Here is a 20,962-nt window from a genome sequence, read left to right on the forward strand (position 1 = left end):
CTGCGTGGCGCCGCGCGGTACCATGCTGCTGGAATGCCTGCCCTTTCTTCCCCCGCTGCCTACGCGCTGCCGCTGACCGAAACCGCCTTGGGCGCGTTCCTGGCCGCCGGCACCCTGCCCCCCACCGCACTGGAACGCGCCGGGCTGTTCGCCGCCGCGTTGTGCCAGCAGCGACCGCACCACCCGGCCGCCCTGACCCGGCTGATCGATGCGGCCTGCGCACTGTTCCTGGCCCAACCGGAGGCGGCCGCGGGCCAGTTCGCCGCACTGCGCACCGCACTGCCCGCCCTGCCCGATGCGTGGCTGCATGCACTCGCCGCACAGGGCGTGGTGCTGGGGCCCGAAGCGGTGGTGGCGCGCTACGCCGCCGCATCACCGGAGGCGTATCTGGCCGATGCCTTCCAGGCCGACAGCCAGGTGACGCTGGAAGCGCACACCCTGCGTTTTCCGACCGAGCGCGCCCTTATCGACGACGATGGCGCCTTCGATGACGTCGCCGCCGCACCGCGTTATGTCGAACGCACCCAGGCCTACACCCCGGAGCAGGCACGGGCCCTGCGCGCGATCATCGCCAACGATGACGAGCACATCGACCTGGACGCCTACGCCGGCGCCGGCAAGACCCATCTCATCCTGCAGCTGCTGGACAGCGCCGCGCGCCGGTATACCTACATCGCACCGCGCGCCGGCCAGGTGCAGGCCTTCCGGCAACGCCTCAGCGCCGCGTTGCCGGTGCAGGTCATCTCGCAGATCGCCTTCGCCAACCACGTCGCCGGCGACGCGTTCCGGCGCGGCCTGCTGCGCACGACCTGGCGGCCGGCCTTCCAGATCAGCAAGCTGTCGCTGCGCGACATCGCCGCGCGCCTCGACCTGCAGCCGATCGGCGCGCATGCGCCGGCCCGCGTGCTGCGCATCGCCCTGGAAGGCATCGCGGCATGGTGCCGCTCGAGCAGCCTGCAGCTGGCGCCGCGCCACTTCGCGCGCGCCGTGCCGTGGGCGATGATCGACAGCAGCGCGCTGATGGCGGCGGCCGAGCACGTGTGGCGCAGCATGTTCGACCCGCAGCTGCAGCGCCACGGCCTGCTCAGCGTCAACGTGGACCACATCGGCAAGTGGCTGGCCCAGCACCAGGTCAGCGTGCCCGCCACCTGGGGCACGCTGCTGATCGATGAGGGCCACGACCTGAGCCCGGCGTGGAAGGCACTGCTGTCCAGTTACGAGGGGGCGGTGATCAGCCTTGGCGACCCCAACCAGCGCCTGGTAGGCCATGCCCCGCGCTTCGCCACCGGCATGACGCTGGAGATCGACCAGTCGGTCCGCCAGGGTCGGCTGGTGGAAACGCTGATCAACGACACCCTGGCGCTGGACATCGGCAGCCGCTTCGACGCGCCGTTCAGCGGTGCCGCCGACCTGCCCACGCTGCCCGGCACCTACCGCGAATGGAGCGAGGTACCCAACGACGGTGCGCGCATCTATGGCAGTCCGTGGCGGCTGCTGGAAGAAGCCCAGCGCCTGGCCGCGGCCGGCGCCGCGTTCGCGATCCATCCCGACTCGCTGGCCACGCTGGGCCGCGAGGTCACGCGCGGCGCCGAAGCCTATCGCGAACTCACCGCGCACGGCGGCAGCAGCCAACGCTGGGAAGACCTGCTGGCCGAATGTGCCGAACAGGGGTTGGCCCAGATCCCGCGCATGTTCATGCGCGGGTACAACCGCGACCGCTTCGTAGAACTGAGCGAACGCCTGCTGCCCTTCCACGGTGCCGCGCTGCCGTTGATGCTGGTCGAACACGCCAAGAATGCCGAGTTCGCCACGGTGGCGATGTCGCGCTGTTGCTTCCGCACCGGGTTTGCGCGGCAGTTCGCGCACAACCCGGTACGCGCCGCGTATACCGCGATGACGCGTGGCACGCGTCGGCTGTGGCTGCCGGAGGACGCGCTGGACGAGCTGAAGGCCAGCATGCAGCGTTACCAGGACCGGCAGATCGACCTGCGCCGCAGCAAGGCAGCAGCGCCGGGACGGCAGGCCTGGATGCGGTCCTGACCGCTCATCGATCCATGCGCAACCCGCGTCGATGGAAGTAGATCTGCTCGGCCGCCCGCCTCATCATTCCCGACTGCAGCATCAGGTCCATCGGCCAGTCCAGCTGCAGGTGGTCCATCGCCCAGCGCAGCATGCGCTTCCCCCGGAAGCGCGGCACCGCCTGCGCGGCTACCGCCTCCACCGCCGGTCCGCGGCCGCGCAGGTGCAGCCCGACCGCGTCGCCCACCGTCCAGCCGTGCCGCCAGGACGCATGGATGCCGCCAGCCGACAACGGTGAAACGATGCCGGCCGCATCGCCGGTGAGGATCACCCCGGGCGCGGTCAATGCGCCTTTCACCGGGCCGCACGGAATCAATCCGGCCCGCGTGGCATCCGGCTTCAGCGCTGCGGGAAGGCCGATCATGTCGCGCACGTGCGCCAGGAAGCCGTCCATGTCCGGCTGCCGCGCGCGCGCCGGGTCGTGCCGCACGGCCAGCCCGACCTGCACGCCGGTCGGATTCTGCGCCGCCCAGCCGATGTAGCCCGGGGCGTAGCGTCGGCTGGCGAAGCAATGCAGCGCCTGCCCTTCGGGAAGCCGGACACCGGCGAATTCCTGCTCCACCCCGTAAAGGAACGCCTGCACGCTGCCCAGGCCGGTGCGCTGTGCCACGCGCGAACCTGCCCCGTCCGCGCCCACCAGGTAGCGGGTGCGCCCTGCGCCGGCCACGTCCCACCCATCGCCGTGGCGATGGGCCTGGGTGAAGGACTGGCCCAGGCGCAGGTCGACGCCATGGGTGCGCAGTTCGCCGGCGAGCCAGCGCAGCACGTTGGGCGTGTCGGTGGACATGAAGTAATAGCCGGGCGCGGCCAGGCAGATGCTGCGCAGGTTGGGCGCATACAGCCGCACCTGCTCCACGCGCTGCAGCAGCGTGGCGGGGATGCGCCCGAGCCAGGTCTGCTCGACCACTTCCTTGACCAGTATCCCGGTGGTGTGCAGCCGCGCACCCGGATCGTGCTTGCGCTCCAGCACGCACACGCGCAACCCGTACTGGGCGGCCGCCAGCGCGCACGCCGCGCCGGCGAAACTGGCGCCGACCACGACCAGGTCCCAATCAGGGGGAGAAGTGGTTTTCATTCTGGAACTGCCGCTGCGAAGGAGGCCTGCAGCGTGGCGCGCAGCCGCGGGCGGGCCATGAAACGAGCGTGAAGCGGGTATGAAGCGGCGCACGTGTTCTGCATTGCCGCAGGCGGGCCTCGTCACGGCAGCAACGCTGCCGGGCTGATAGCATCCTGAGGTTCTTACGCTGTCCGCCCTGATCCATCCGTCCGACTCACCCCCCATGAGGATCCGAACGATGCGCAACGGTGCCGCCCTGCTGGTTGAAGCGCTCGAGAACGAGGGCGTTGATCGAATCTTCGGCGTGCCCGGCGAAGAGAACCTGGATTTCCTGGAAGCCCTGCGAACCTCGCGGATCGAACTGGTGCTGACCCGGCATGAGCAGGCGGCGGCCTTCATGGCCGCCACCCACGGTCGCCTGACCGGTCGGCCCGGGGTGTGCCTGGCCACGCTGGGTCCCGGTGCGCTGAATTTCTCCACCGGCGCGGCGTATGCCCACCTCGGCGCCATGCCGATGATCCTCATCACCGGCCAGAAGGCGGTGATGAGCGCACGCCAGGCGCGCTTCCAGATCGTCGACATCGTCGCGTCGATGAAGCCGCTGACCAAGATGACCCGCCAGATCGTCAGTCCCGCCGCGATTCCGGCCCTCGTCCGCGACGCCTTCCGCGTGGCCATGGAGGAGCGGCCCGGCCCGGTGCACCTGGAGCTGCCCGAAGACATCGCCGGCGAAGCGGTCGAGGCACTCGCCCCCATCCCGGTGCACGCGCTGGAACGGCCGCTTGCCCACCCTGCCGCGCTCGAGCGCGCGGCCGCTGCGATCCAGGCCGCCGCGCGCCCGCTGGTCATGATTGGCGCGGCGTGCAACCGCCCGCAGCTGGCCGACGCACTGTCCGACTTCATCTCGCGCACGCGGCTGCCGTTCTTCAACACGCAGATGGGCAAGGGCGCGGTGACCGGAGGGTCCAACCTCTACATGGGCACCGCGGCACTCTCCGAAGGCGACTACGTGCATGAGGCGGTGGCACGTGCCGACCTGATCGTCGCCATCGGTCACGACACGGTCGAGAAGCCGCCGTTCCTGATGAAGGACGCCGGCGGTCCCAAGGTCATCCATGTGAGTTTCCAGTCGGCCACCGTCGAACAGGTCTACCACCCCGACATCGAGGTGATCGGCGACATCGGCAGCGCGGTGCAGGCGCTGGCCGGGCGACTGGAAGGCCAGCTGGCGGGCGATGACGGCATGATCGCGCTGCGCCAGAAGATTCTGGCGCGGATCAATGATCGCGCCGAGGAAGATCGATTCCCGGTCACCCCGCAGCGCCTGGTCCACGACGTGCGCGGGGTGATGCCCGACGACGGCATCGTCTGTCTCGACAACGGCATGTACAAGATCTGGTTCGCCCGCAACTACCGCACCCACGTGGCCAACACGCTGCTGCTGGACAATGCGCTGGCGACCATGGGCGCGGGCCTGCCCTCGGCGATGATGGCGGCCATGCTGTACCCGCAGCGCCGGGTGATGGCGGTGTGCGGCGACGGCGGCTTCATGATGAACTCGCAGGAACTGGAAACCGCCGTGCGGCTGGGACTGGACCTGGTGGTGGTGATCCTCAACGACAGCGCCTACGGCATGATCCGCTGGAAGCAGGCCGTGGACGGCTTCGAGGATTTCGGCATGCGCTTCGGCAACCCGGATTTCGTCCGCTACGCCGAGGCCTATGGCGCGAAGGGATCGCGGGTGACCGCGGTCGACGATCTGGTCCCCACGCTCGAGGCCGCCTTCGCCGGTGGCGGCGTCCATCTGGTCGATGTGCCCATCGACTATTCCGAGAATACCCGCGTCCTGGTCGACGAGCTGCGCAACCGCACGCCCGACGTGGAGTGCGGCTGAGCCCTTCTGCAACGAGGAAACCCCATCATGCTGCACATCGTCCAGGCCTTTGATCGCGCGCCCATCGCAGCGCTGCAGAGCGACGACGCCGCCGCGCTGGAGCGCAAGCTGCAGGCGGCCGCGTCCGTGTTCAAGGACCGCAACGGTTGGCTGGCGCCGCACCAGCGCATGGCCATCCTGCGCCGCCTGGCCGCGTTGATGGAAAGCCGCCGCGAGCATCTGGCCCTGCAGATCGCGCGCGAGGGCGGCAAGCCGCTGCCAGACGCGATCGTGGAAACCACGCGCGCCATCGACGGCGTGCACAACGCCGCCGACGAGCTGCGCAACTTCGCCGGCCGCGAAATCCCGATGGGTCTTTCGGCTGCGGCAGACAACCGCTGGGCCTTCACCACGCGCGAGCCGATCGGGATCGTGGCCGCGATCTCCGCGTTCAACCATCCGTTGAACCTGATCGTGCACCAGGTCGCCCCGGCCATTGCGGTGGGCTGCCCGGTCATCATCAAGCCGGCCAGCGCCACGCCGCTGTCGTGCCTGGAGTTCGTGGCGATGGCGCATGAGGCGGGCCTGCCCGAACCGTGGTGCCAGGCGTTCCTTCCGGAGGGCAACGAACTGGCCGAGGCGCTGGCGACCGACCCGCGCGTCGCGTTCCTGAGCTTCATCGGCTCGGCCCGGGTTGGCTGGTCGCTGCATGCCAAGCTGGCCCATGGCGCACGCGCCGCGCTGGAGCACGGCGGCGTGGCACCGGCCATCGTCGACCGCAGCGCCGACCTGGACAAGATCATCGAACCGCTGGTCAAAGGCGGGTACTACCATGCCGGCCAGGTGTGCGTTTCGACCCAGCGCATCTTCGTCCACGACGCGATCGTCGATGACCTCACCGAACGGCTGGTCGAACGCGTCCGCACGCTGCGCACCGCCGATCCCACGCTCAAGGACACCGAAGTGGGTCCGCTGATCCAGCCGCGCGAAGTCGAGCGGGTGGCGGAATGGGTGGACGAGGCGGTCGCCGGCGGGGCCAGGCTGGCCATCGGCGGCGAGCGCCTCTCCGAGACCACCTATCAACCCACGGTGCTGGTCGAGCCTCCCGCCGATGCGCGCATCTCCACCCAGGAAGTGTTCGGGCCGGTGGTCGCGGTGTACGGCTACGCCGACCTCGACGAGGCCATTGCTCGTGCCAACGCACTGCCCACCGCGTTCCAGGCCAGCATCTTCGCCCAGGACATCGACGTCGCCCTGCGCGCGGCCAACCGCCTCGATGCCTCGGCGGTGATGATCAACGACCCTACCGCGTTCCGCACCGACTGGATGCCCTTTGCCGGGCGCAGGGAATCGGGCTACGGCACCGGCGGCATTCCCTACACCATGCGCGACATGTCCCAGGAAAAGATGATCCTGATGCGCCGGCCGTGATGCCCACGGGCGGCGGCGGAGCCGGTTATCATCGGCCACCCCGGAGTGCCGTCGAGCCTCCACCGCCCGCTTCAAGGAGTGACCGCGTGCCGTTGATTCTGTCTGTTCCCCGCCTTTCGCTCGTGCTGGCGATGCTGGCCGCAGTGCCGTTGGCTGCTGCCGCCGCAGACGACGTGCCCGTTGCCGACCCCCGCGCCCAGGCCATTGCCGACGCCGGCGAGGTCGCGCAGGCGCTGCTGGAAGTGCGCCAGCACAGCGCCGCGCTCGACTGCCCCAAGGCCGTGGAGAACGCACGTTACGGCGTGGAGACCATGCTTGAAGTGGGCGAGAAGAACGTCAGGGGCGGCTACATGGACGCCGCACAGTTCAACGCCGCGGCCACGCCGCTGCGGGCGTTGCTGCCGAACCTGACCCAGGCCGACTGCGAGGCTGCCGAAGGCAACAAGCGCGCCTTCTACCAGTGCATGTCCAGCGACTACAACCACGTATTGGCCTGCGGCAAGGCCTACCCGTTCCCGTAGCGTCTCAGCGGGACGGAAACGCTCCCGGGGCTGCGGTGGAGCCGCGCAGCATCAGGCTGAAGTCCAGGGTCTGCTGGAGCGGCACATCGACGCGTTCGATGATGGCGAGCAGCAGGTGCACCGAGCGCTCACCGATCTCGCGCATCGGCTGCCGGATGGTGGTCAGGGGGGGGGTGAGATAGCGCGAGGACGCCAGGTCGTCGAAGCCGACGATGGACAGGTCTTCCGGGACGCGGACGCCCCGCTCGCGGCAGGCGGCCAGCGTTCCCAACGCCATCTGGTCGCTGAAGCAGAAGATCGCGGTAGGCGCGGGGTCGCCGGTCAACAGTGCGGTGGCCGCCGCATGACCGGATTCCACCGAGAAATCGCCCGGTGCCACGCTCAGGCTGCGCAGGCGTCCGCGCGCCCTGCCGATCGCGCGCACCCCTTCCAGTCGTTGCTGGTGAAGCGGATTGTCGGGCGGTCCGCCGATCACGGCGATACGATCATGGCCCAGCCCATACAGATGCGCCATGACGGCGCGTGCGGCGGCCGCGTTGTCGATGTGGACGCTGGGAATGCCCAGCGCCGGATCGAACTCGCAGCCGTTGATCACCGGCGCGGCGGCACCCAGCTGCTGGATGATCTCGCGGGCGGTCGGCGGCAGCCGATGCCCCAGCACGATCAGCCCGTCGGCCTCGTTGCGCCGGAGCATCTGCGCGTAGCGCTCTTCGCGGTCGGGTTGATGCTGGGTATCGCCGAGCAGCACGGCGTAACCCCGCGCCTGCGCCGCGTCCTCCGCGCCCTGCAGGATCTGGGCGAAGAAGGGGTTGGCAATGTCCGGGACCGTGACCAGCAGCTTGCCGCTGCGCTGGGTCTTGAGCGTGCGTGCAATCGTGTTGGGCACATATCCCAGGGCGGCAGCGGCCTGCTCGATGCGCGCGCGCGTGGCAGGCAGCACCTTTTCCGGGCGCGACAGCGCCCGCGATACCGTGCCGGCGGAAACGCCAACATGCTTTGCAATGTCGTAGATGGTCGCCATGGTTCCAGCCCAAGGTTCGCTGTGCAGTGCACAACAGCTCTTGCAGAAGTCGCTGCTAGGATAATGCAATCGATTGCATCGAGGGCGAATCCGTTTGAAGACGCTCAAGGGTCCAGCACTTTTCCTGGCGCAGTTCATCAGTGACACCGCACCATTTGACCGGCTCGACACGCTGGCCGGGTGGGCCGCAGGCCTGGGCTATGCCGGCGTGCAGGTACCGACCAGCACGCCCCATCTGTTCGATCTGGCCGAGGCGGCGCGCAGCCAGGCGTACTGCGACGACATCGCCGGCATGCTGGCCGGGCATGGCGTGCAGATCACCGAGCTGTCCACCCACCTTCAGGGCCAGCTGGTGGCGGTCCATCCTGCTTATGACAGCCTGTTCGACGGCTTCGCGCCACCGGACAAGCGCAATGATCCGGCCGCCCGCCAGGCCTGGGCGGTGCAACAGCTGCTGCTTGCCGCAAAGGCCAGCCAGCGCCTGGGGCTGACCGCGCATGCCACGTTCTCCGGCGCGCTGGCCTGGCCGTACTTCTATCCCTGGCCACAACGCCCGCCGGGACTGGTCGACGAAGCCTTCGCCGAACTGGGCCGACGCTGGCGTCCCATTCTCGATGCCTTCGATGCGTGCGGCGTGGACCTGTGTTTCGAGATCCACCCCGGCGAAGACCTGCACGATGGCGCCACCTTCGAGCGCTTCCTGGACGTGGTGGACCACCACCCGCGCGCCAGGATCCTGTACGACCCCAGCCACCTGCTGCTGCAGCAGATGGACTATCTCGGCTTCATCGACCGGTACCACGCGCGCATCGGCATCTTCCACGTCAAGGACGCGGAGTTCCGCCCCAGTGCACGCAGCGGCGTGTATGCGGGCTACCAGGACTGGATCGATCGACCGGGGCGGTTCCGTTCGCCGGGCGACGGCCAGGTCGACTTCAAGGCGATCTTCTCGAAGTTCGCGCAATACGATTTCCCGGGCTGGGCGGTGCTGGAATGGGAGTGCTGCCTGAAGCACCCGGAAGACGGCGCCCGCGAGGGCGCAGCGTTCATCCGCGACCACATCATCCGCGTCACCGAACGTGCCTTCGACGACTTTGCCGACAGCGGCACGGATCCGGACGCACTGCGCCGCATGCTGGGAATCTGAGCCATGACCGCCTGGGAGGGCACGTTATGAGGTACGCCATGTCGCGCTTGGGCGCGATGATGTTCCTGCAGTTCTTCATCTGGGGGGCGTGGTTCGTCACCCTCGGCACGTACCTGGTCCAGGGTCCGCTGCGGGCCAGCGCCAGCCAGGTGGCCACCGCCTTCCTCAGCCAGTCCATCGGCGCCATCGTGGCGCCGTTCCTGGTCGGGCTGATCGCCGACCGCTACTTCGCGGCGCAGCGCATCCTCGGCGTGCTGCACCTGGCCGGCGCGGCGCTGATGTGGCTCGCGTCCACCGCGACCGACTTCAACACCTTCTTTGCCTGCGTCATGGGTTACATGCTGCTGTTCATGCCGACCCTGGCCCTGGCCAACAGCGTGGCGATGCGGCACATGCACGCGCCTGAAAAGCAGTTCCCGCCGGTGCGCGTTGCCGGCAGCGTGGGCTGGATCGTGGCGGGCGTGCTGATCGGCTGGCTGGGGTGGGAGCAGGCACATACGCTCGAGTTGACCTTCCGGATGGCGGCGATGGCCTCGCTGGCCCTCGGCCTGTATGCCTTCACCCTGCCGCATACGCCGCCGCTGGCGCAGCAGCGCGACGCCGGGCTGGGAAAGGTGCTGGGGCTGGACTCGCTGCGGCTGCTGAAGTCGCGCTCCTACCTGGTGTTCTTCCTGGCCTCCATCGCCATCTGCATACCGCTGGCGTTCTATTACAACTTCACCAACCCGTATCTCAACGACCTCGGCGTGCGTGGCGCAGCCGGCCTGCAGTCGCTGGGCCAGGTGTCCGAAGTGCTGCTGATGCTGGCCATGCCGTTCCTGTTCGTGCGGCTGGGGGTCAAGACCATGCTGGCGGTGGGCATGGCGGCGTGGGTGGTGCGCTATGTGATGTTCGCCTTCGGCGACGCAGGCGGCGGCTTCTCGCTGCTGGTGATCGGCATCGTGCTGCACGGCATCTGCTATGACTTCTTCTTCGTCACCGGCCAGATCTACACCGACGCACATGCCGGCCCGGCCGCGCGCAGCAGCGCGCAGGGGTTCATCACCCTGGCCACGTACGGGGTGGGCATGTTGATCGGCACCTTCCTGTCCGGCGCGGTGGTGGAGCACTACACCACGGCGGCAGGTCCGGACTGGCAGCAGATCTGGCTGTTCCCGGCGGGCGTGGCGCTGGTCGTGCTGGTGGCGTTCCTGCTGCTGTTCCGTGACCGCCCGGCCACCGCGGCCGCCCCTTCCACGCCCTGAGGAACCGACCGATGCGCAAGCTTGGAATCGCCATCGTGGGCACCGGAATGATCGGCGCCGTGCACCGTCGCGCGGCACTGTTGGCCGGCGCCGAGGTGCGCGGCGTCGTCGCCTCTTCGCCGCAACGCGCGGAGGAGGTGGCAAGGTCATGGAATGTTCCGCGCGGCTATCGTGACATCGACGAGGTGATCGCCGATCCGCAGGTCCAGGTCGTGCACGTGTGCACCCCCAACCACCTGCACCGCGCCATGGCGCAGGCGGCGCTGGAAGCGGGCAAGCATGTGATCTGCGAGAAGCCGCTGGCCACCTCGCTGGAAGACGCCCAGGTCCTGGCCGCATTGGCGGCCTCCACCGGGCGGGTGGCCACGGTGCCGTTCGTCTACCGCTACCACCCGGTGGTGCGCGAGGCGCGCGCCCGCATCGCGCAGGGCGAGCTGGGGCCCCTGCACCTGATCCACGGCAGTTACCTGCAGGACTGGTTGCTGGACCCGGCCAGCAACAACTGGCGCGTGGACCCGGCACTGGGCGGTGCCTCGCGCGTGTTCGCCGACATCGGCTCGCACTGGTGCGATCTGGTGGAATGGGTCAGCGGCGAGCGCTTCGTCGACGTCAGCGCCGCGTTCGCGACGGTCATCGCCGAACGCGGCGCGGTGGCCGGGCAGAGCTTCACCACGCCGGCGGCGGGCGGCGCGATGCAGGCCGTCGCCAGCGAAGACGTCGCCGCGGCGATGTTCAGGACCGGCGCCGGTACGCTGGCCTCCCTGACGGTCAGCCAGGTCTCGGCAGGACGCCACAACCGCCTCTGGTTCGAGATCGACGGCGCCACGGCCAGCGTGGCGTTCAACCAGGAAGACGCCGAACGGCTGTGGATCGGACGGCCCGACCAGCGCGAGGAAACCTTCGTGCGCGGGCCGGGCGCCGGCAGTGCCGAACAGCGCCGGCTGTCGGTGTTGCCGCCCGGCCATGCGCAGGGTTACAGCCAGTGCTTCGAAGCGTTCGTCGCCGACACCTATCGCGCCATCGACAGCGAGCAGCCGCAGGGCCTGCCCACCTTCGAGGACGGCATGCGTTCGGCGCTGATCGTCGACCGCGTCATCGCATCGGCCAGGTCGCGCGCCTGGACCCCCATCGCTTGAATCCCCGGAGGCTGACCTGATGAAGACTGCTGCACGCAGAACCACCCTCGCCCTGCTGCTGCTCGCCGCCCTGCCCGCCTTCGCCGGCGACGCCACCGCCCCGCAGCCGCCCATCGCGGTGCAGATGTACACGCTGCGCAACGTCGGCTCGCTCGACCAGCAGCTGAAGATCGTGCACGACGCAGGGGTAAGCGCGGTGGAAACGGTCGGCACCCAGAACGTCAGCGCCGCCGAACTCAAGCAGCTGCTGGACCGCTATGCCATCAAGGCCATCTCCTCCCACGTGCAGCTGGCCGACCTGCGCAACGACCTGGACGGGGTGGTGGCCTTCAACCGCGCGATCGGCAACACGACGTTGGTGGTGCCCTACCTGGCGGAGAAGGATCGACCGACCGATGCCGCAGGGTGGACCGCGCTGGGCCGGGAGCTGGGCCGGATCGCGGCGGCGACGAAAGCCAAGGGCATGCACCTGGCCTACCACAACCATGATTTCGAGCTGGTCGACTTCGACGGCAAGACCGGCCTGGAACTCCTGTTCGCCGCAGCCGGCCCCGACCTGCAGACCGAGCTTGACCTGGCCTGGGTGGCCCGTGCGGGCCATGACCCGGTGCTGATGCTGGGAAAATTCCGTGGCCACGTGTTCGCGGTGCACGCCAAGGACAACGCGCCCAACGGCCAGGCCCTTGATGAGGGCGGCTTCGCCGCCGTCGGCCAGGGCGTGCTCGACTGGAACGCGATCCTGCCTGCCGCTGCGGCGGCCGGCGTGCAGTGGTACATCGTCGAGCACGACCAGCCGCGTGATCCGGCCAACGTCATCAAGACCGGCGCGGACTATCTGCGCCACCACCTCACCGCCCGCCTGCCCGCCAGCGCACCGCGCCAGCCAGCGAAGGAGTAATGCTTGAATACCCGTTCCAGATGGATCCCGACCCTGGCCGCCCTGCTCGCGAGCGCGCTGCTCGCGCCTGCTGCGTGGGCCAAGGACGACCCCGAGGCCGGCGCGACCCTCTACGCCACCCATTGCACGGCCTGCCATGGCGCCAACCGCGCCGGTGTTCCGCCGACGTTCCCCGCGCTCACCGACGTCGCCAAGCGGCTGCAGCCGGCACAGATCAAGGAAAAGATCAAAAAGGGGGGCGGCCTGATGCCGCCCTTCGCCCAGCTGTCCGAACAGGACATCGACAACCTCGCCAGCTACCTGGCGAAGTAAGTTCCCTGGCGCCGGCCCGGTGCGGGCCGGCGTTACAGCTCCCGCACCCAGATGTTGCGGTAGCTGACCCTGGAGTCGTGTTCCTGCAGATATATCGGGGCGCACGCGTGCGGCGCGTACGAAGGCGCGCCGATGTACTCGGTCTTGCCCGAAAGCACGGTGTCCTCCTGCACGAGAACGCCGTTGTGCAGCACGGTGATGCGTGCCGGCGATACCAGCCCGCCGCTCGGCGAAAAGCGCGGCGCCTTCCAGATGATGTCGTACGCCTGCCACTGGCCCGGCGCACGCGAGGCGTTCACCAGCGGAATGGCCTGCTTGTACATCGAGCCGGCCTGGCCATTGGCGTAGGTCGGGTTGTGGTAACTGTCCAGCACCTGCAGCTCATACAGCTCCTGCAGGAAGATGCCGCTGTTGCCACGGTTCTGGCCATCGAAACCGCGGGTTTCGGTGGGCGAGCGCCACTCGACATGCAACTGGATGTCGCAGAACCGCTGCCGGGTGCGGATGCCCTTGCTGCCGGGCACCACGGTCAGGGCGCCGTCGGCAACGGTCCAGGGCACGGATCCGCCCTGCTCCGACTCCCACGCCGAGACGTCCTTGCCACTGAACAGCACGATCGCATCTGACGGCGCGGCATTCGCGGGCGTGGCCACGAGCGCGGGCACGGGCGTCCACACCTCGGTCTGCGCCGGATCGCGGGCGGCGTCGCCGCTGGCCTGCGCGAAGGCGGGCGCCGTGGCCAGCAGGCAGGCCGCCGTCAGCAAGGGTCTGATCATGGGGGTCCTCATCAGCTGGTGCCCCACGCGGGCGTGCCCGGGACATAGGCGAGGTCGCCGTCGTAGCGACCCGGCACGGCGACGTACTGCAGCACCTCGGTTGCGCCCACCTTCGAGGTGAAGAAACCGAAGATGGCCAGCTGCTTGATCATCGTGAAGTAGTGCGGCATCGCCCGCGTGCCGTCGGCGGTGCCGGTGTCGCCCACCTCGACAGCGCGTTTCCTGGCCTCCGCATCCAGCGTCTGCAGCAACGCGGTGCGGGCCTGCGGCGTGAGCGACACGAAGCGGCCGCCGGCGCGTTTGTCGATGTCAGCCAGGCCAGCGCGGAACGTGGCCTGCTGCTGGTCGGTGTAGCAGTCGGTGACGAATGTCGCCATGAACGCCCCTGTGGCGGCGTCCTTCGCGCCCGCCGTGCGGGTCTTTGGCAGGATGGTCTCGGCGATCTCATCCAGCGTGGCCACATCGCCAGCGGAGAAGGCGTGCTTCGCCGCTGCGGTCGGTGCCTGTGCCTGTGCGAGCACGGGCAGGCCGATCATGGCGGCGCCGGTGGCGGCGACGATCATCTTCAACAGGTCGCGACGTTCCATCACAGGTTCCCCGCTTTCAGTTCGCGCACCGCATGGTCGGCCGCGCGTGCGGTGAGCGCCATGTAGGTCAGCGAGGGATTCACGCACGCGCTGGAGGTCATGCAGGCGCCGTCGGTCACATAGACATTGGGCGCGTCCCAGACCTGGTTGTGCTGGTTCAGCACGGAATGCTTCCGGTCACGCCCCATGCGCGCGGTTCCCATCTCGTGGATGCCCTTGCCCGGTGCATAGTCGTTGTCGTGCATCTCCACGTCCTTGACCCCGGCGGCCTCCAGCATCTCGGCGGCATCGGCGGCCATGTCCTTGCGCATGGCCTTCTCGTTGTCGCGCATGGACACGTCCATGGCCAACACCGGCAAGCCCCATTTGTCCCTGCGCTCCTTGTCCAGGCGGATGGTGTTGTCGTGGTGGGGCAGCATTTCGCCGAAGCCGGTCATGCCGATGCGCCAGTCGCCGGGCACGGTCAGTGCTTCCTTCAGGTCGGCACCAATGTTCAGTTCGGCGATCTCGCGCGACCACCCGTTGCGGCTGGCGCCGCCCTGGTAGCCGAACCCGCGCGTGTAGCCGCGCCGGTCGTCGCCGACGTTGCGGAAACGGGGAATATAGAAGCCGCAGGGACGGCGGCCGAAATAGTACTTGTCGTCGTAGCCCTCGACCCGGCCGGAGGCGCCGGCGCCGAAGTGGTGGTCCATGACGTTGTGCCCCAGCTCCCCGGACGACGAACCCAGCCCGCCTTCCCAGACGTCGGTGGCCGAGTTCATCAGCAGCCAGGTGGAGTTGAACGAGGACGCATTGAGGAAGATCACCTTGGCCGTATACGTGTAGGTCTGGCCGGTTTCGGCATCGATCACCTCCACGCCGCGCGCCCGCTTGCGGTCCTTGTCGTAGAGCACTTCCTTGACGATGGAGAACGGCCGCAGGGTCAGGTTGCCGGTTTTCATCGCCGCCGGCAGCGTCGCCGCCTGCGTGGAGAAGTAGGCGCCGAACGGACAGCCGAGGATGCACTTGTTGCGGTACTGGCAGTTGACGCGGCCCTGCTCGGGCTTGGGCTGGGTGATATTAGCGGTGCGCGAATGGATCATATGCCGCGTGCCGCCAAAGGCCTTCTTGATCCGCGCGGCCACGTCCTTCTCGACGATGTTCAGCGGTATCGGCGGCAGGAATTCGCCGTCCGGCAATACGTCCAGCCCCTCGCGGGTACCGGCGATGCCGGCGAACTTCTCCACGTGGTCATACCACGGTGCGATATCGGCGTACCGGATCGGCCAGTCGGTGGCGATGCCGTCCTTGAGGTTGGCCTGGAAATCCAGGTCCGACAGACGATAGCTCTGTCGCCCCCACATCAACGAGCGGCCGCCCACGTGATAGCCACGGAACCAGTCGAACCGCTTGGTCTCGATGTAGGGCGAATCCTGTTCGTCGGCCCACATTCCTTCAAGGTTCTCGGCCAGCGCGTAGTCGCGCATGAGCACCGGGAACGCAGCTTTCATCGCCTGGGTGGGCCGGTTGCGGTGCGGGAAGTCCCACGGTTCCTTCATCGCATTGACGTAGTCCTTCACGTGTTCGATGTTGCGTCCGCGTTCCAGCATGAGGACCTTGAGGCCTTTCTCGGTCAGTTCCTTCGCCGCCCAGCCGCCACTGATGCCGGAGCCGACGACGATTGCGTCGTAATGATTGTCTGCCATGGGTTCTACTTCACCTGGGTGGATATCAATTTCAGACGTCGCAGAGGCGGATTGCCTCGCGGAGCGAGCCGACGGGATCCGGCGCAGCAGGCATGAACTCCTGCGCCAGGTACCCATCGAAACCGGTGTCGCGGATCGCGCGACAGATGGCGGGATAGTTCAGTTCCTGCTGGTCGCCGATCTCGTGCCGGCCCGGCACGCCGGCGGTGTGGTAGTGCTTGAAGTGCGCGTGATGCCGGCCGATGGTGGCGATGATGTCGCCCTCCATGATCTGCATGTGGTAGATGTCGTAGAGCAGGCCGAAGTGGGCCGAGCCCAGCCGCTGGCACAGTTCCACGCCCCATGCGGAGCGGTCGCAAAGGTAGTCGGGATGATCGACCCGGGAGTTCAGCAGCTCCATCACCAGCACCACGCCCCGCTTCTCGGCGTGGCTGAGGATGCGCTTGAGCCCGGCTTCGGCGTTGGCCATTCCTTCCTGCGGGTCCATGCCGTTGCGGTTGCCGGAAAAACAGATGAGGTTTCGGTAGCCGGCATCGGCGACCAGGTCGATGTGCCGGGTGTAGCGCTCCACCAGCGGGTCGTGGAACTGGCGGCCGGCGAAGCCCTTGGTCAGGCCCAGCTCCGCGCCGTTGCACATCGAGCTGTAGACACCATGCGCCTTCAGTGTGGGCCAGTCTTCCGGCCCCACCAGGTCGATGGCGGCGAACCCGATGCCCTTTACCGTCTGGCAGAGCTGGGCCACCGACAACTGGGGGAAGGTCCAGCGGGCGACCGAATGCTTCAGGTTGCCCTTGAGCGGCGCGGTGTCGGCCATCGCGGGCGTCACGCCTGCGGTTGCCAGGCCAATGCTTCCGGCGACCGCAATGCGCAGCGCATCGCGCCGCGTAAGGCGCGCGCCTTGGATCGATCCAATCGAATGGTCGGGCATCCGCTTTCCGGCCTCCCAACCGGTATCAAACGCAACTATTCACTGCAATGCAATCGATTGCACCATAGAGGAGTAGTTCGTTTTTTTGCAAGACGCACTGCACGAAAATGGATGCTGCAAGGCACAATGAAACCAATGCGGGCAACTGATGGCACTCTGCCGGTGTCGTATGCCGCCGAGTGAATCCTGCAGCCGCAAGCTACTGCGTGAGCACTTCCGGATGGCGCTCACGCAGCCAGTGCTCTGTATAAAGCAGCAGTTCTTCAGCGTGATCAATGCAAGCCCTCAGCGTTGCATCGGACACCGGATCACCCTCGTAGTCAGTGAGGTTGCGCTGGCGGCGCAACGCATCCAGCACGATGATGTCGTCCTTGGGGACTCCCATCGTGTGAGTGAGGCACTGAATCGCGGTCTGGTGATGACCGGGCTGACTCGTGGATGTGCGATAGCCGCTCGCCCAAAGGCCGATCATTGCGCACTGCATGACACACTTGTAACCCGCGTCGAATCGATTGTCGGAGCTGATTTGATCGAATCGCGCGTCGGCCAGATTCCGCCGCGCGGCGTCGAGCAGCTTGCGCAGCGAAATCGGTTCAGCGTCGTGCGCTTGTAGCTGCCGGATCGCCAGTAAGTTTTCCAAGGTCATCCTTGTCTCCTGTTACCAGCAGCTTGGGCGTTGCCAATAGTTCGCTGGCAAACGCATCACCGTTCTGCACGCGCCGCATGAACTCTTTCAGTGAGTACAGCACAGGATTGATCTCCCGGCGCAACACTTCCTGCGCGGGGTGGATGGCACGCACCAGGTCAGCGAACCCCAGATCGCCCAGAACCAGCAGATCCACGTCGCTTCCGTCGACCTCGGTGCCCTTCGCCACCGAACCGAAGACCCACGCCAACGAGACGTGATCGGCCACTGACACCAGGGCATTGCGCAGGACAGGCACCACGCCATGGGTCTTGCGGAACATCGCAGCCAGGTCATCGAACAGCACACACGCGCGATTTGCCCGGTAGTGGACCTGATTACCCTGTTCGCTTCGCAGCAATAGTCCGGATCCGGTGAGCTTGTCCAGTTCGCGTGCAAGGGTGCCGGCGTGGGTGCCGGTGATCCTGGCCAGCTCGCGGAGGTGGAAACTGGCATCCGGCTGCAGCAGCAGCGTTGCCAGCACCCGTTGGCGGGTGGCTGGGAACAGGGTGTCCATCGGCGGCGACGTGTTGCTCATCAGGCGACAAATGTTGCTCATTTGGCAACACATTGCAAGTGGGACCATTCTCACGCCGTCTTCGAGCCCGCTGGACTGTGGGAAAGTAAGCGCATGACTCTCGGAACCTATCTGTTGGCGCTGACTCTCCTGACAACGGCCGCTTTTTCCCACGCTTCGGAGGCCTGGCAGACGAGCTCACCGGTAAGTGCCGCCTACAAGTGTGGGAGCGGAGGAAGCATGACCATCATTGCAGCGACAGCCGATTTCTCCACGTCCGCATCCGGACCTGACAAAGACGGCTATCAGCGCGCGCGAACAGGCAGGCAGACGTTCCGGTGCAAAGGCGGGCCAAGCGTTTCAGTCGTGGTGTTGCCACCGCAGGAAACAGGAGAATGCGGTGCGGATGGACGGGTGGTCATCACCGACATCACACCTCCCGGTGGGCGCAAGGGGACCGAGCTGATCGAGTTCAACCGACGGTGTTTCTTCAATGATTACATTACGAGAATACGCATTTTCAAGCAGGATTCGCACTACTCGATAGAGCGTTGTTCGGAGACGAACAGGTTCAACAAACAGGCATTCGTCGGCTGCACGACCGCGCCCATCGCTTCTGAAAGAACGTCATCACTTCCGGCCCGAAATGCACGAAGCCCAGTGATAACTCATGCCTTCAGTGACCGATCAAAACATCCAGCCCTTCCCGAGCCATCCGGAACTTGATGGCCTCAATCTGATCGGGGGCCTCGAGGCGGAAATGGGTGCTTTCGTAGTTGGCGACCAGGATCAGCAGGACTTCAAACAGATCACCTTGCCCGGTATCCGGCTCAGGCAGGGCATCGAACCAGGCGGCACGCTTCTGCTTGGCCTCGTGATAGTCGCGCTCGGAATGGAGAGGTCGAATGTTCATCAGGATTGGTCCACCTTGGCGGCGTCGATCTTGTCGTACTCTGCGTGAGTACCTGCTCCTGGTCCCATCCTGGAACCTTGTCAATCATGCTGCCCGCCGCTGGTAGTGTCGGCTGGCGGATGCGTGACATTAAGGGGACGCATGACACGTGTGGCGTGTCACTACGTAGTGGCGGGGAAAGCAAAAGGCCCGCTATCGGCGGGCCTTTTGGTCGTCCAGGAAACAACCTGCGCTTAGAACGGAATATCGTCGTCCGCGAAGTCGTCCATCGGCGGAGCCGACTGCTGCGGCTGCTGCTGCGGGCGCTGCTGCTGGCCGTAGCCACCGCCGCCACCGCCGCGCTGACCGCCGCCGCCACCACCACCGCCGTATTCCTGGCGCGGGGCCTGCTGGCGCTGCGGACGTTCGCCGCCGCCGTAGTTGCCACCACCACCGCCACCGCCGCCACCGCCGCCGCCTTCACCGCGGCCGCCCAGCATCTGCATTTCGTCGGCGATGATGTCGGTGGAGTACTTCTCCACGCCGTCCTGGCCGGTGTACTTGTCGTAGCGAAGGCTGCCTTCGACGTAGACCGAGCTGCCCTTGCGCAGGTATTCGCCGGCAATTTCGCCAAGCTTGCCGAAGAACACCACGCGGTGCCATTCGGTGCGCTCCTGCTGGTTGCCGTCCTTGTCCTTGCGGACGCTGGTGGTGGCCAGGCTGATGCGGGTGATCGCCATGCCGCCTTGGGTGTACTTCACGTCCGGGTCGTTGCCGAGGTTGCCGACCAGGATGACTTTATTGATGCCGCGCGCCATAGGGTTGCTCTTCCGTTGTCCGAGGGCAGGCCCGACAGATATCACACTCTGTTCGGTGCCGATACGGGGGCTGCCCTGCGGGAGATCTGGGTGGGATGACAGAACGGCCTATTCTATCATCCCCGCCCCGCCAGCCCCTGTCGGGGATGCCTTGGATTGCGCTCGGATTTCCGCCAAAGCCTTGTGGGGATTGGCTCTGGCGGCTCGTACCCGATGCCCTGGCCGTCGTCGCCGGGCGGCGGTCCCGGCCGGCATGGCATCATTGTCCCGTCGTCCCAGCCCTGCCCTCCATGACCATCCGCGGCAAAGCCACCTCCCTGGATATCGCCCACCTGGCCGGGGTTTCCCAGCCGACGGTGTCGCGGGCGCTGCGCGGCAGCCCGATGGTCAACCCGGAAACCCGCGAGCGGATCCTGAAGATCGCCCGCGAGCTGAACTACAAGGTCGACAAGAACGCCTCCAGCCTGCGCCTGCGCAACGCCGGCACGCTGGCGCTGCTGTTCTTCGAAGACCCGACCAACGACGATTCGCTGATCAACCCGTTCTTCCATGCCATGCTGGGCTCGATCACCCGGGCCTGCGCGCTGCGCGGGTACGACCTGCTGGTGTCGTTCCAGCAGTTGTCTACCGATTGGCAGGCCGATTACGAAGACAGCAACAAGGCCGACGGGATCATCCTGCTGGGCTATGGGGATTACCATGAGTCGCGCGAGCGGCTGCAGCGGCTGGTGGAGCAAGGCACGCACTTCGTGCGCTGGGGCGCGGCGCTGCCGGACCAGCCCGGGGTCTCGATCGGCTGCGACAACTTCCAGGGCGGTTTCGACATCACCGCCCACCTGCTGGACCAGGGCTGCCGGCGGATCGCCTTCGTGGGCCATGCGTCCAGTCATTACCCGGAGTTTGAAGAGCGGTACCGTGGCTATGTGGCGGCGATGGCCGGGCGCGGGGTTCCGGTGGACCCGGCGCTGCAGTTCGACGCGATCACCACCGAGCAGTCCGGCTATGACGCCTGCCAGGCCCTGCTCGCTGACGGTCAGGTCATCGATGCCGTCTTCGCGGCCAGCGACCTGATCGCCATCGGCGCGATGCGTGCGCTGCGCGAACACAGCCTGCGCATTCCGCAGGACGTGGCATTGGCCGGGTTCGATGACATTCCGCTGGCGGCGTCGGTCTCGCCGACCCTGTCCACGGTGCAGCAGGACACCAAGCAGGCGGGCCAGCTGCTGGTGGAACGGCTGCTGGCGCTGATCCAGGGTGAGGCGGTGGAAAGCCAGACCATTCCGGTGAGGCTGGTGCTGCGGGAGTCGTCGCAGGCCGCGGCAGCCGGGCAGAGCCCGCGTTGATTGATGTCGCCT

The 20,962-nt window shown here is 67.1% G+C and carries 20 protein-coding genes; 10 read left to right on the top strand and 10 right to left on the bottom strand.

What is annotated here, in order from left to right:
- The first annotated feature begins 33 nt into the window (after nucleotides 1-33).
- Nucleotides 34-2,040 (top strand): hypothetical protein, encoded by a 2,007-nt coding sequence (locus ACIGII_RS14265; RefSeq protein ID WP_399639054.1) that lies wholly within the window; start codon nucleotides 34-36, stop codon nucleotides 2,038-2,040.
- 4 nt (nucleotides 2,041-2,044) lie between these two features.
- On the opposite strand, the gene ACIGII_RS14270 is transcribed toward ACIGII_RS14265, so the two are convergent.
- Nucleotides 2,045-3,154, bottom strand: coding sequence for an NAD(P)/FAD-dependent oxidoreductase (locus tag ACIGII_RS14270; protein ID WP_399639055.1), 1,110 nt, complete (start codon nucleotides 3,152-3,154; stop codon nucleotides 2,045-2,047).
- Between the two features lie 220 nt (nucleotides 3,155-3,374).
- Between ACIGII_RS14270 and ACIGII_RS14275 the strand changes: the two genes are divergently transcribed.
- The 3 genes from ACIGII_RS14275 (at nucleotide 3,375) to ACIGII_RS14285 (ending at nucleotide 6,961) form a co-directional block, all read left to right on the top strand.
- The gene (locus ACIGII_RS14275) at nucleotides 3,375-5,030 is read left to right on the top strand and encodes an acetolactate synthase large subunit (protein WP_399639057.1); all 1,656 of its coding nucleotides are present in this window, start codon (nucleotides 3,375-3,377) and stop codon (nucleotides 5,028-5,030) included.
- Between the two features lie 27 nt (nucleotides 5,031-5,057).
- A complete protein-coding gene (locus ACIGII_RS14280) occupies nucleotides 5,058-6,440 on the top strand; it encodes an aldehyde dehydrogenase family protein (RefSeq protein WP_399639058.1) in 1,383 nt (460 codons plus the stop codon).
- Between the two features lie 86 nt (nucleotides 6,441-6,526).
- A complete protein-coding gene (locus tag ACIGII_RS14285) occupies nucleotides 6,527-6,961 on the top strand; it encodes a hypothetical protein (protein WP_399639060.1) in 435 nt (144 codons plus the stop codon).
- Nucleotides 6,962-6,965: 4 nt separating this feature from the next.
- Here the strand turns inward: ACIGII_RS14285 and ACIGII_RS14290 are convergent, their stop codons facing one another.
- Nucleotides 6,966-7,982: a LacI family DNA-binding transcriptional regulator gene (locus tag ACIGII_RS14290; protein ID WP_399639062.1), complete on the bottom strand. Its 1,017-nt coding sequence runs from the start codon at nucleotides 7,980-7,982 to the stop codon at nucleotides 6,966-6,968.
- A 94-nt stretch (nucleotides 7,983-8,076) separates the two neighbouring features.
- On the opposite strand from ACIGII_RS14290, the gene ACIGII_RS14295 reads away from it, so the two are divergent.
- The 5 genes from ACIGII_RS14295 to ACIGII_RS14315 are packed head-to-tail and all read left to right on the top strand — an operon-like array spanning nucleotide 8,077 to nucleotide 12,719.
- A complete protein-coding gene (locus ACIGII_RS14295) occupies nucleotides 8,077-9,129 on the top strand; it encodes a sugar phosphate isomerase/epimerase family protein (RefSeq protein WP_399639064.1) in 1,053 nt (350 codons plus the stop codon).
- Nucleotides 9,130-9,155: 26 nt separating this feature from the next.
- Complete coding sequence (locus ACIGII_RS14300) at nucleotides 9,156-10,373, top strand: nucleoside permease (protein ID WP_399639065.1); 1,218 nt, start codon at nucleotides 9,156-9,158, stop codon at nucleotides 10,371-10,373.
- A gap of 11 nt (nucleotides 10,374-10,384) precedes the next feature.
- The gene (locus tag ACIGII_RS14305) at nucleotides 10,385-11,509 is read left to right on the top strand and encodes a Gfo/Idh/MocA family protein (RefSeq protein WP_399639067.1); all 1,125 of its coding nucleotides are present in this window, start codon (nucleotides 10,385-10,387) and stop codon (nucleotides 11,507-11,509) included.
- Nucleotides 11,510-11,528: 19 nt separating this feature from the next.
- On the top strand, nucleotides 11,529-12,407 hold the full coding sequence (locus ACIGII_RS14310) for a sugar phosphate isomerase/epimerase family protein (protein WP_399639069.1): 879 nt from the start codon (nucleotides 11,529-11,531) through the stop codon (nucleotides 12,405-12,407).
- A gap of 3 nt (nucleotides 12,408-12,410) precedes the next feature.
- Nucleotides 12,411-12,719, top strand: coding sequence for a c-type cytochrome (locus ACIGII_RS14315; RefSeq protein ID WP_399639071.1), 309 nt, complete (start codon nucleotides 12,411-12,413; stop codon nucleotides 12,717-12,719).
- A 32-nt stretch (nucleotides 12,720-12,751) separates the two neighbouring features.
- Here the strand turns inward: ACIGII_RS14315 and ACIGII_RS14320 are convergent, their stop codons facing one another.
- From ACIGII_RS14320 to ACIGII_RS14355, 8 genes are all read right to left on the bottom strand, one after another.
- A complete protein-coding gene (locus ACIGII_RS14320) occupies nucleotides 12,752-13,495 on the bottom strand; it encodes a DUF1080 domain-containing protein (protein WP_399639072.1) in 744 nt (247 codons plus the stop codon).
- 11 nt (nucleotides 13,496-13,506) lie between these two features.
- Nucleotides 13,507-14,082, bottom strand: coding sequence for a gluconate 2-dehydrogenase subunit 3 family protein (locus tag ACIGII_RS14325; protein WP_399639074.1), 576 nt, complete (start codon nucleotides 14,080-14,082; stop codon nucleotides 13,507-13,509).
- On the bottom strand, nucleotides 14,082-15,767 hold the full coding sequence (locus tag ACIGII_RS14330; RefSeq protein ID WP_399639076.1) for a GMC oxidoreductase: 1,686 nt from the start codon (nucleotides 15,765-15,767) through the stop codon (nucleotides 14,082-14,084). The genes ACIGII_RS14325 and ACIGII_RS14330 overlap by 1 nt, the downstream gene beginning before the upstream one ends.
- A gap of 31 nt (nucleotides 15,768-15,798) precedes the next feature.
- A complete protein-coding gene (locus tag ACIGII_RS14335) occupies nucleotides 15,799-16,695 on the bottom strand; it encodes a hydroxypyruvate isomerase family protein (RefSeq protein ID WP_399639078.1) in 897 nt (298 codons plus the stop codon).
- Nucleotides 16,696-16,894: 199 nt separating this feature from the next.
- Complete coding sequence (locus tag ACIGII_RS14340; RefSeq protein ID WP_399639080.1) at nucleotides 16,895-17,341, bottom strand: DNA-binding protein; 447 nt, start codon at nucleotides 17,339-17,341, stop codon at nucleotides 16,895-16,897.
- Entirely contained in the window at nucleotides 17,289-17,918 is a 630-nt protein-coding gene (locus tag ACIGII_RS14345; protein WP_399639081.1) for a nucleotidyltransferase domain-containing protein, read from the bottom strand. Before ACIGII_RS14345 ends, ACIGII_RS14340 begins: the two co-directional genes overlap by 53 nt.
- Before the next feature lie 655 nt (nucleotides 17,919-18,573).
- Entirely contained in the window at nucleotides 18,574-18,810 is a 237-nt protein-coding gene (locus ACIGII_RS14350) for a hypothetical protein (protein WP_399639082.1), read from the bottom strand.
- Between the two features lie 233 nt (nucleotides 18,811-19,043).
- A complete protein-coding gene (locus tag ACIGII_RS14355; protein ID WP_399639083.1) occupies nucleotides 19,044-19,607 on the bottom strand; it encodes a single-stranded DNA-binding protein in 564 nt (187 codons plus the stop codon).
- A 290-nt stretch (nucleotides 19,608-19,897) separates the two neighbouring features.
- On the opposite strand from ACIGII_RS14355, the gene ACIGII_RS14360 reads away from it, so the two are divergent.
- Nucleotides 19,898-20,950 (top strand): LacI family DNA-binding transcriptional regulator, encoded by a 1,053-nt coding sequence (locus ACIGII_RS14360; RefSeq protein WP_399639084.1) that lies wholly within the window; start codon nucleotides 19,898-19,900, stop codon nucleotides 20,948-20,950.
- Nucleotides 20,951-20,962 lie beyond the last annotated feature (12 nt).

It is taken from the genome of Stenotrophomonas sp. NPDC077420 (assembly GCF_044543385.1).
In the GTDB taxonomy this organism is placed as follows: Bacteria; Pseudomonadota; Gammaproteobacteria; order Xanthomonadales; family Xanthomonadaceae; genus Stenotrophomonas.

Excerpts from the sequence above, each read along its gene's own strand:
- ACIGII_RS14310 (WP_399639069.1), top strand. The coding sequence starts at position 11,529 with ATGAAGACTGCTGCACGCAGAACCACCCTCGCCCTGCTGCTGCTCGCC.
- ACIGII_RS14355 (WP_399639083.1), bottom strand. The coding sequence starts at position 19,607 with ATGGCGCGCGGCATCAATAAAGTCATCCTGGTCGGCAACCTCGGCAAC.
- ACIGII_RS14265 (WP_399639054.1), top strand. The coding sequence starts at position 34 with ATGCCTGCCCTTTCTTCCCCCGCTGCCTACGCGCTGCCGCTGACCGAA.
- ACIGII_RS14340 (WP_399639080.1), bottom strand. The coding sequence starts at position 17,341 with ATGACCTTGGAAAACTTACTGGCGATCCGGCAGCTACAAGCGCACGAC.
- ACIGII_RS14290 (WP_399639062.1), bottom strand. The coding sequence starts at position 7,982 with ATGGCGACCATCTACGACATTGCAAAGCATGTTGGCGTTTCCGCCGGC.
- ACIGII_RS14280 (WP_399639058.1), top strand. The coding sequence starts at position 5,058 with ATGCTGCACATCGTCCAGGCCTTTGATCGCGCGCCCATCGCAGCGCTG.
- ACIGII_RS14270 (WP_399639055.1), bottom strand. The coding sequence starts at position 3,154 with ATGAAAACCACTTCTCCCCCTGATTGGGACCTGGTCGTGGTCGGCGCC.
- ACIGII_RS14325 (WP_399639074.1), bottom strand. The coding sequence starts at position 14,082 with ATGGAACGTCGCGACCTGTTGAAGATGATCGTCGCCGCCACCGGCGCC.
- ACIGII_RS14275 (WP_399639057.1), top strand. The coding sequence starts at position 3,375 with ATGCGCAACGGTGCCGCCCTGCTGGTTGAAGCGCTCGAGAACGAGGGC.
- ACIGII_RS14305 (WP_399639067.1), top strand. The coding sequence starts at position 10,385 with ATGCGCAAGCTTGGAATCGCCATCGTGGGCACCGGAATGATCGGCGCC.
- ACIGII_RS14360 (WP_399639084.1), top strand. The coding sequence starts at position 19,898 with ATGACCATCCGCGGCAAAGCCACCTCCCTGGATATCGCCCACCTGGCC.
- ACIGII_RS14300 (WP_399639065.1), top strand. The coding sequence starts at position 9,156 with ATGAGGTACGCCATGTCGCGCTTGGGCGCGATGATGTTCCTGCAGTTC.
- ACIGII_RS14320 (WP_399639072.1), bottom strand. The coding sequence starts at position 13,495 with ATGATCAGACCCTTGCTGACGGCGGCCTGCCTGCTGGCCACGGCGCCC.
- ACIGII_RS14335 (WP_399639078.1), bottom strand. The coding sequence starts at position 16,695 with ATGCCCGACCATTCGATTGGATCGATCCAAGGCGCGCGCCTTACGCGG.
- ACIGII_RS14345 (WP_399639081.1), bottom strand. The coding sequence starts at position 17,918 with ATGAGCAACACGTCGCCGCCGATGGACACCCTGTTCCCAGCCACCCGC.
- ACIGII_RS14330 (WP_399639076.1), bottom strand. The coding sequence starts at position 15,767 with ATGGCAGACAATCATTACGACGCAATCGTCGTCGGCTCCGGCATCAGT.
- ACIGII_RS14350 (WP_399639082.1), bottom strand. The coding sequence starts at position 18,810 with ATGAACATTCGACCTCTCCATTCCGAGCGCGACTATCACGAGGCCAAG.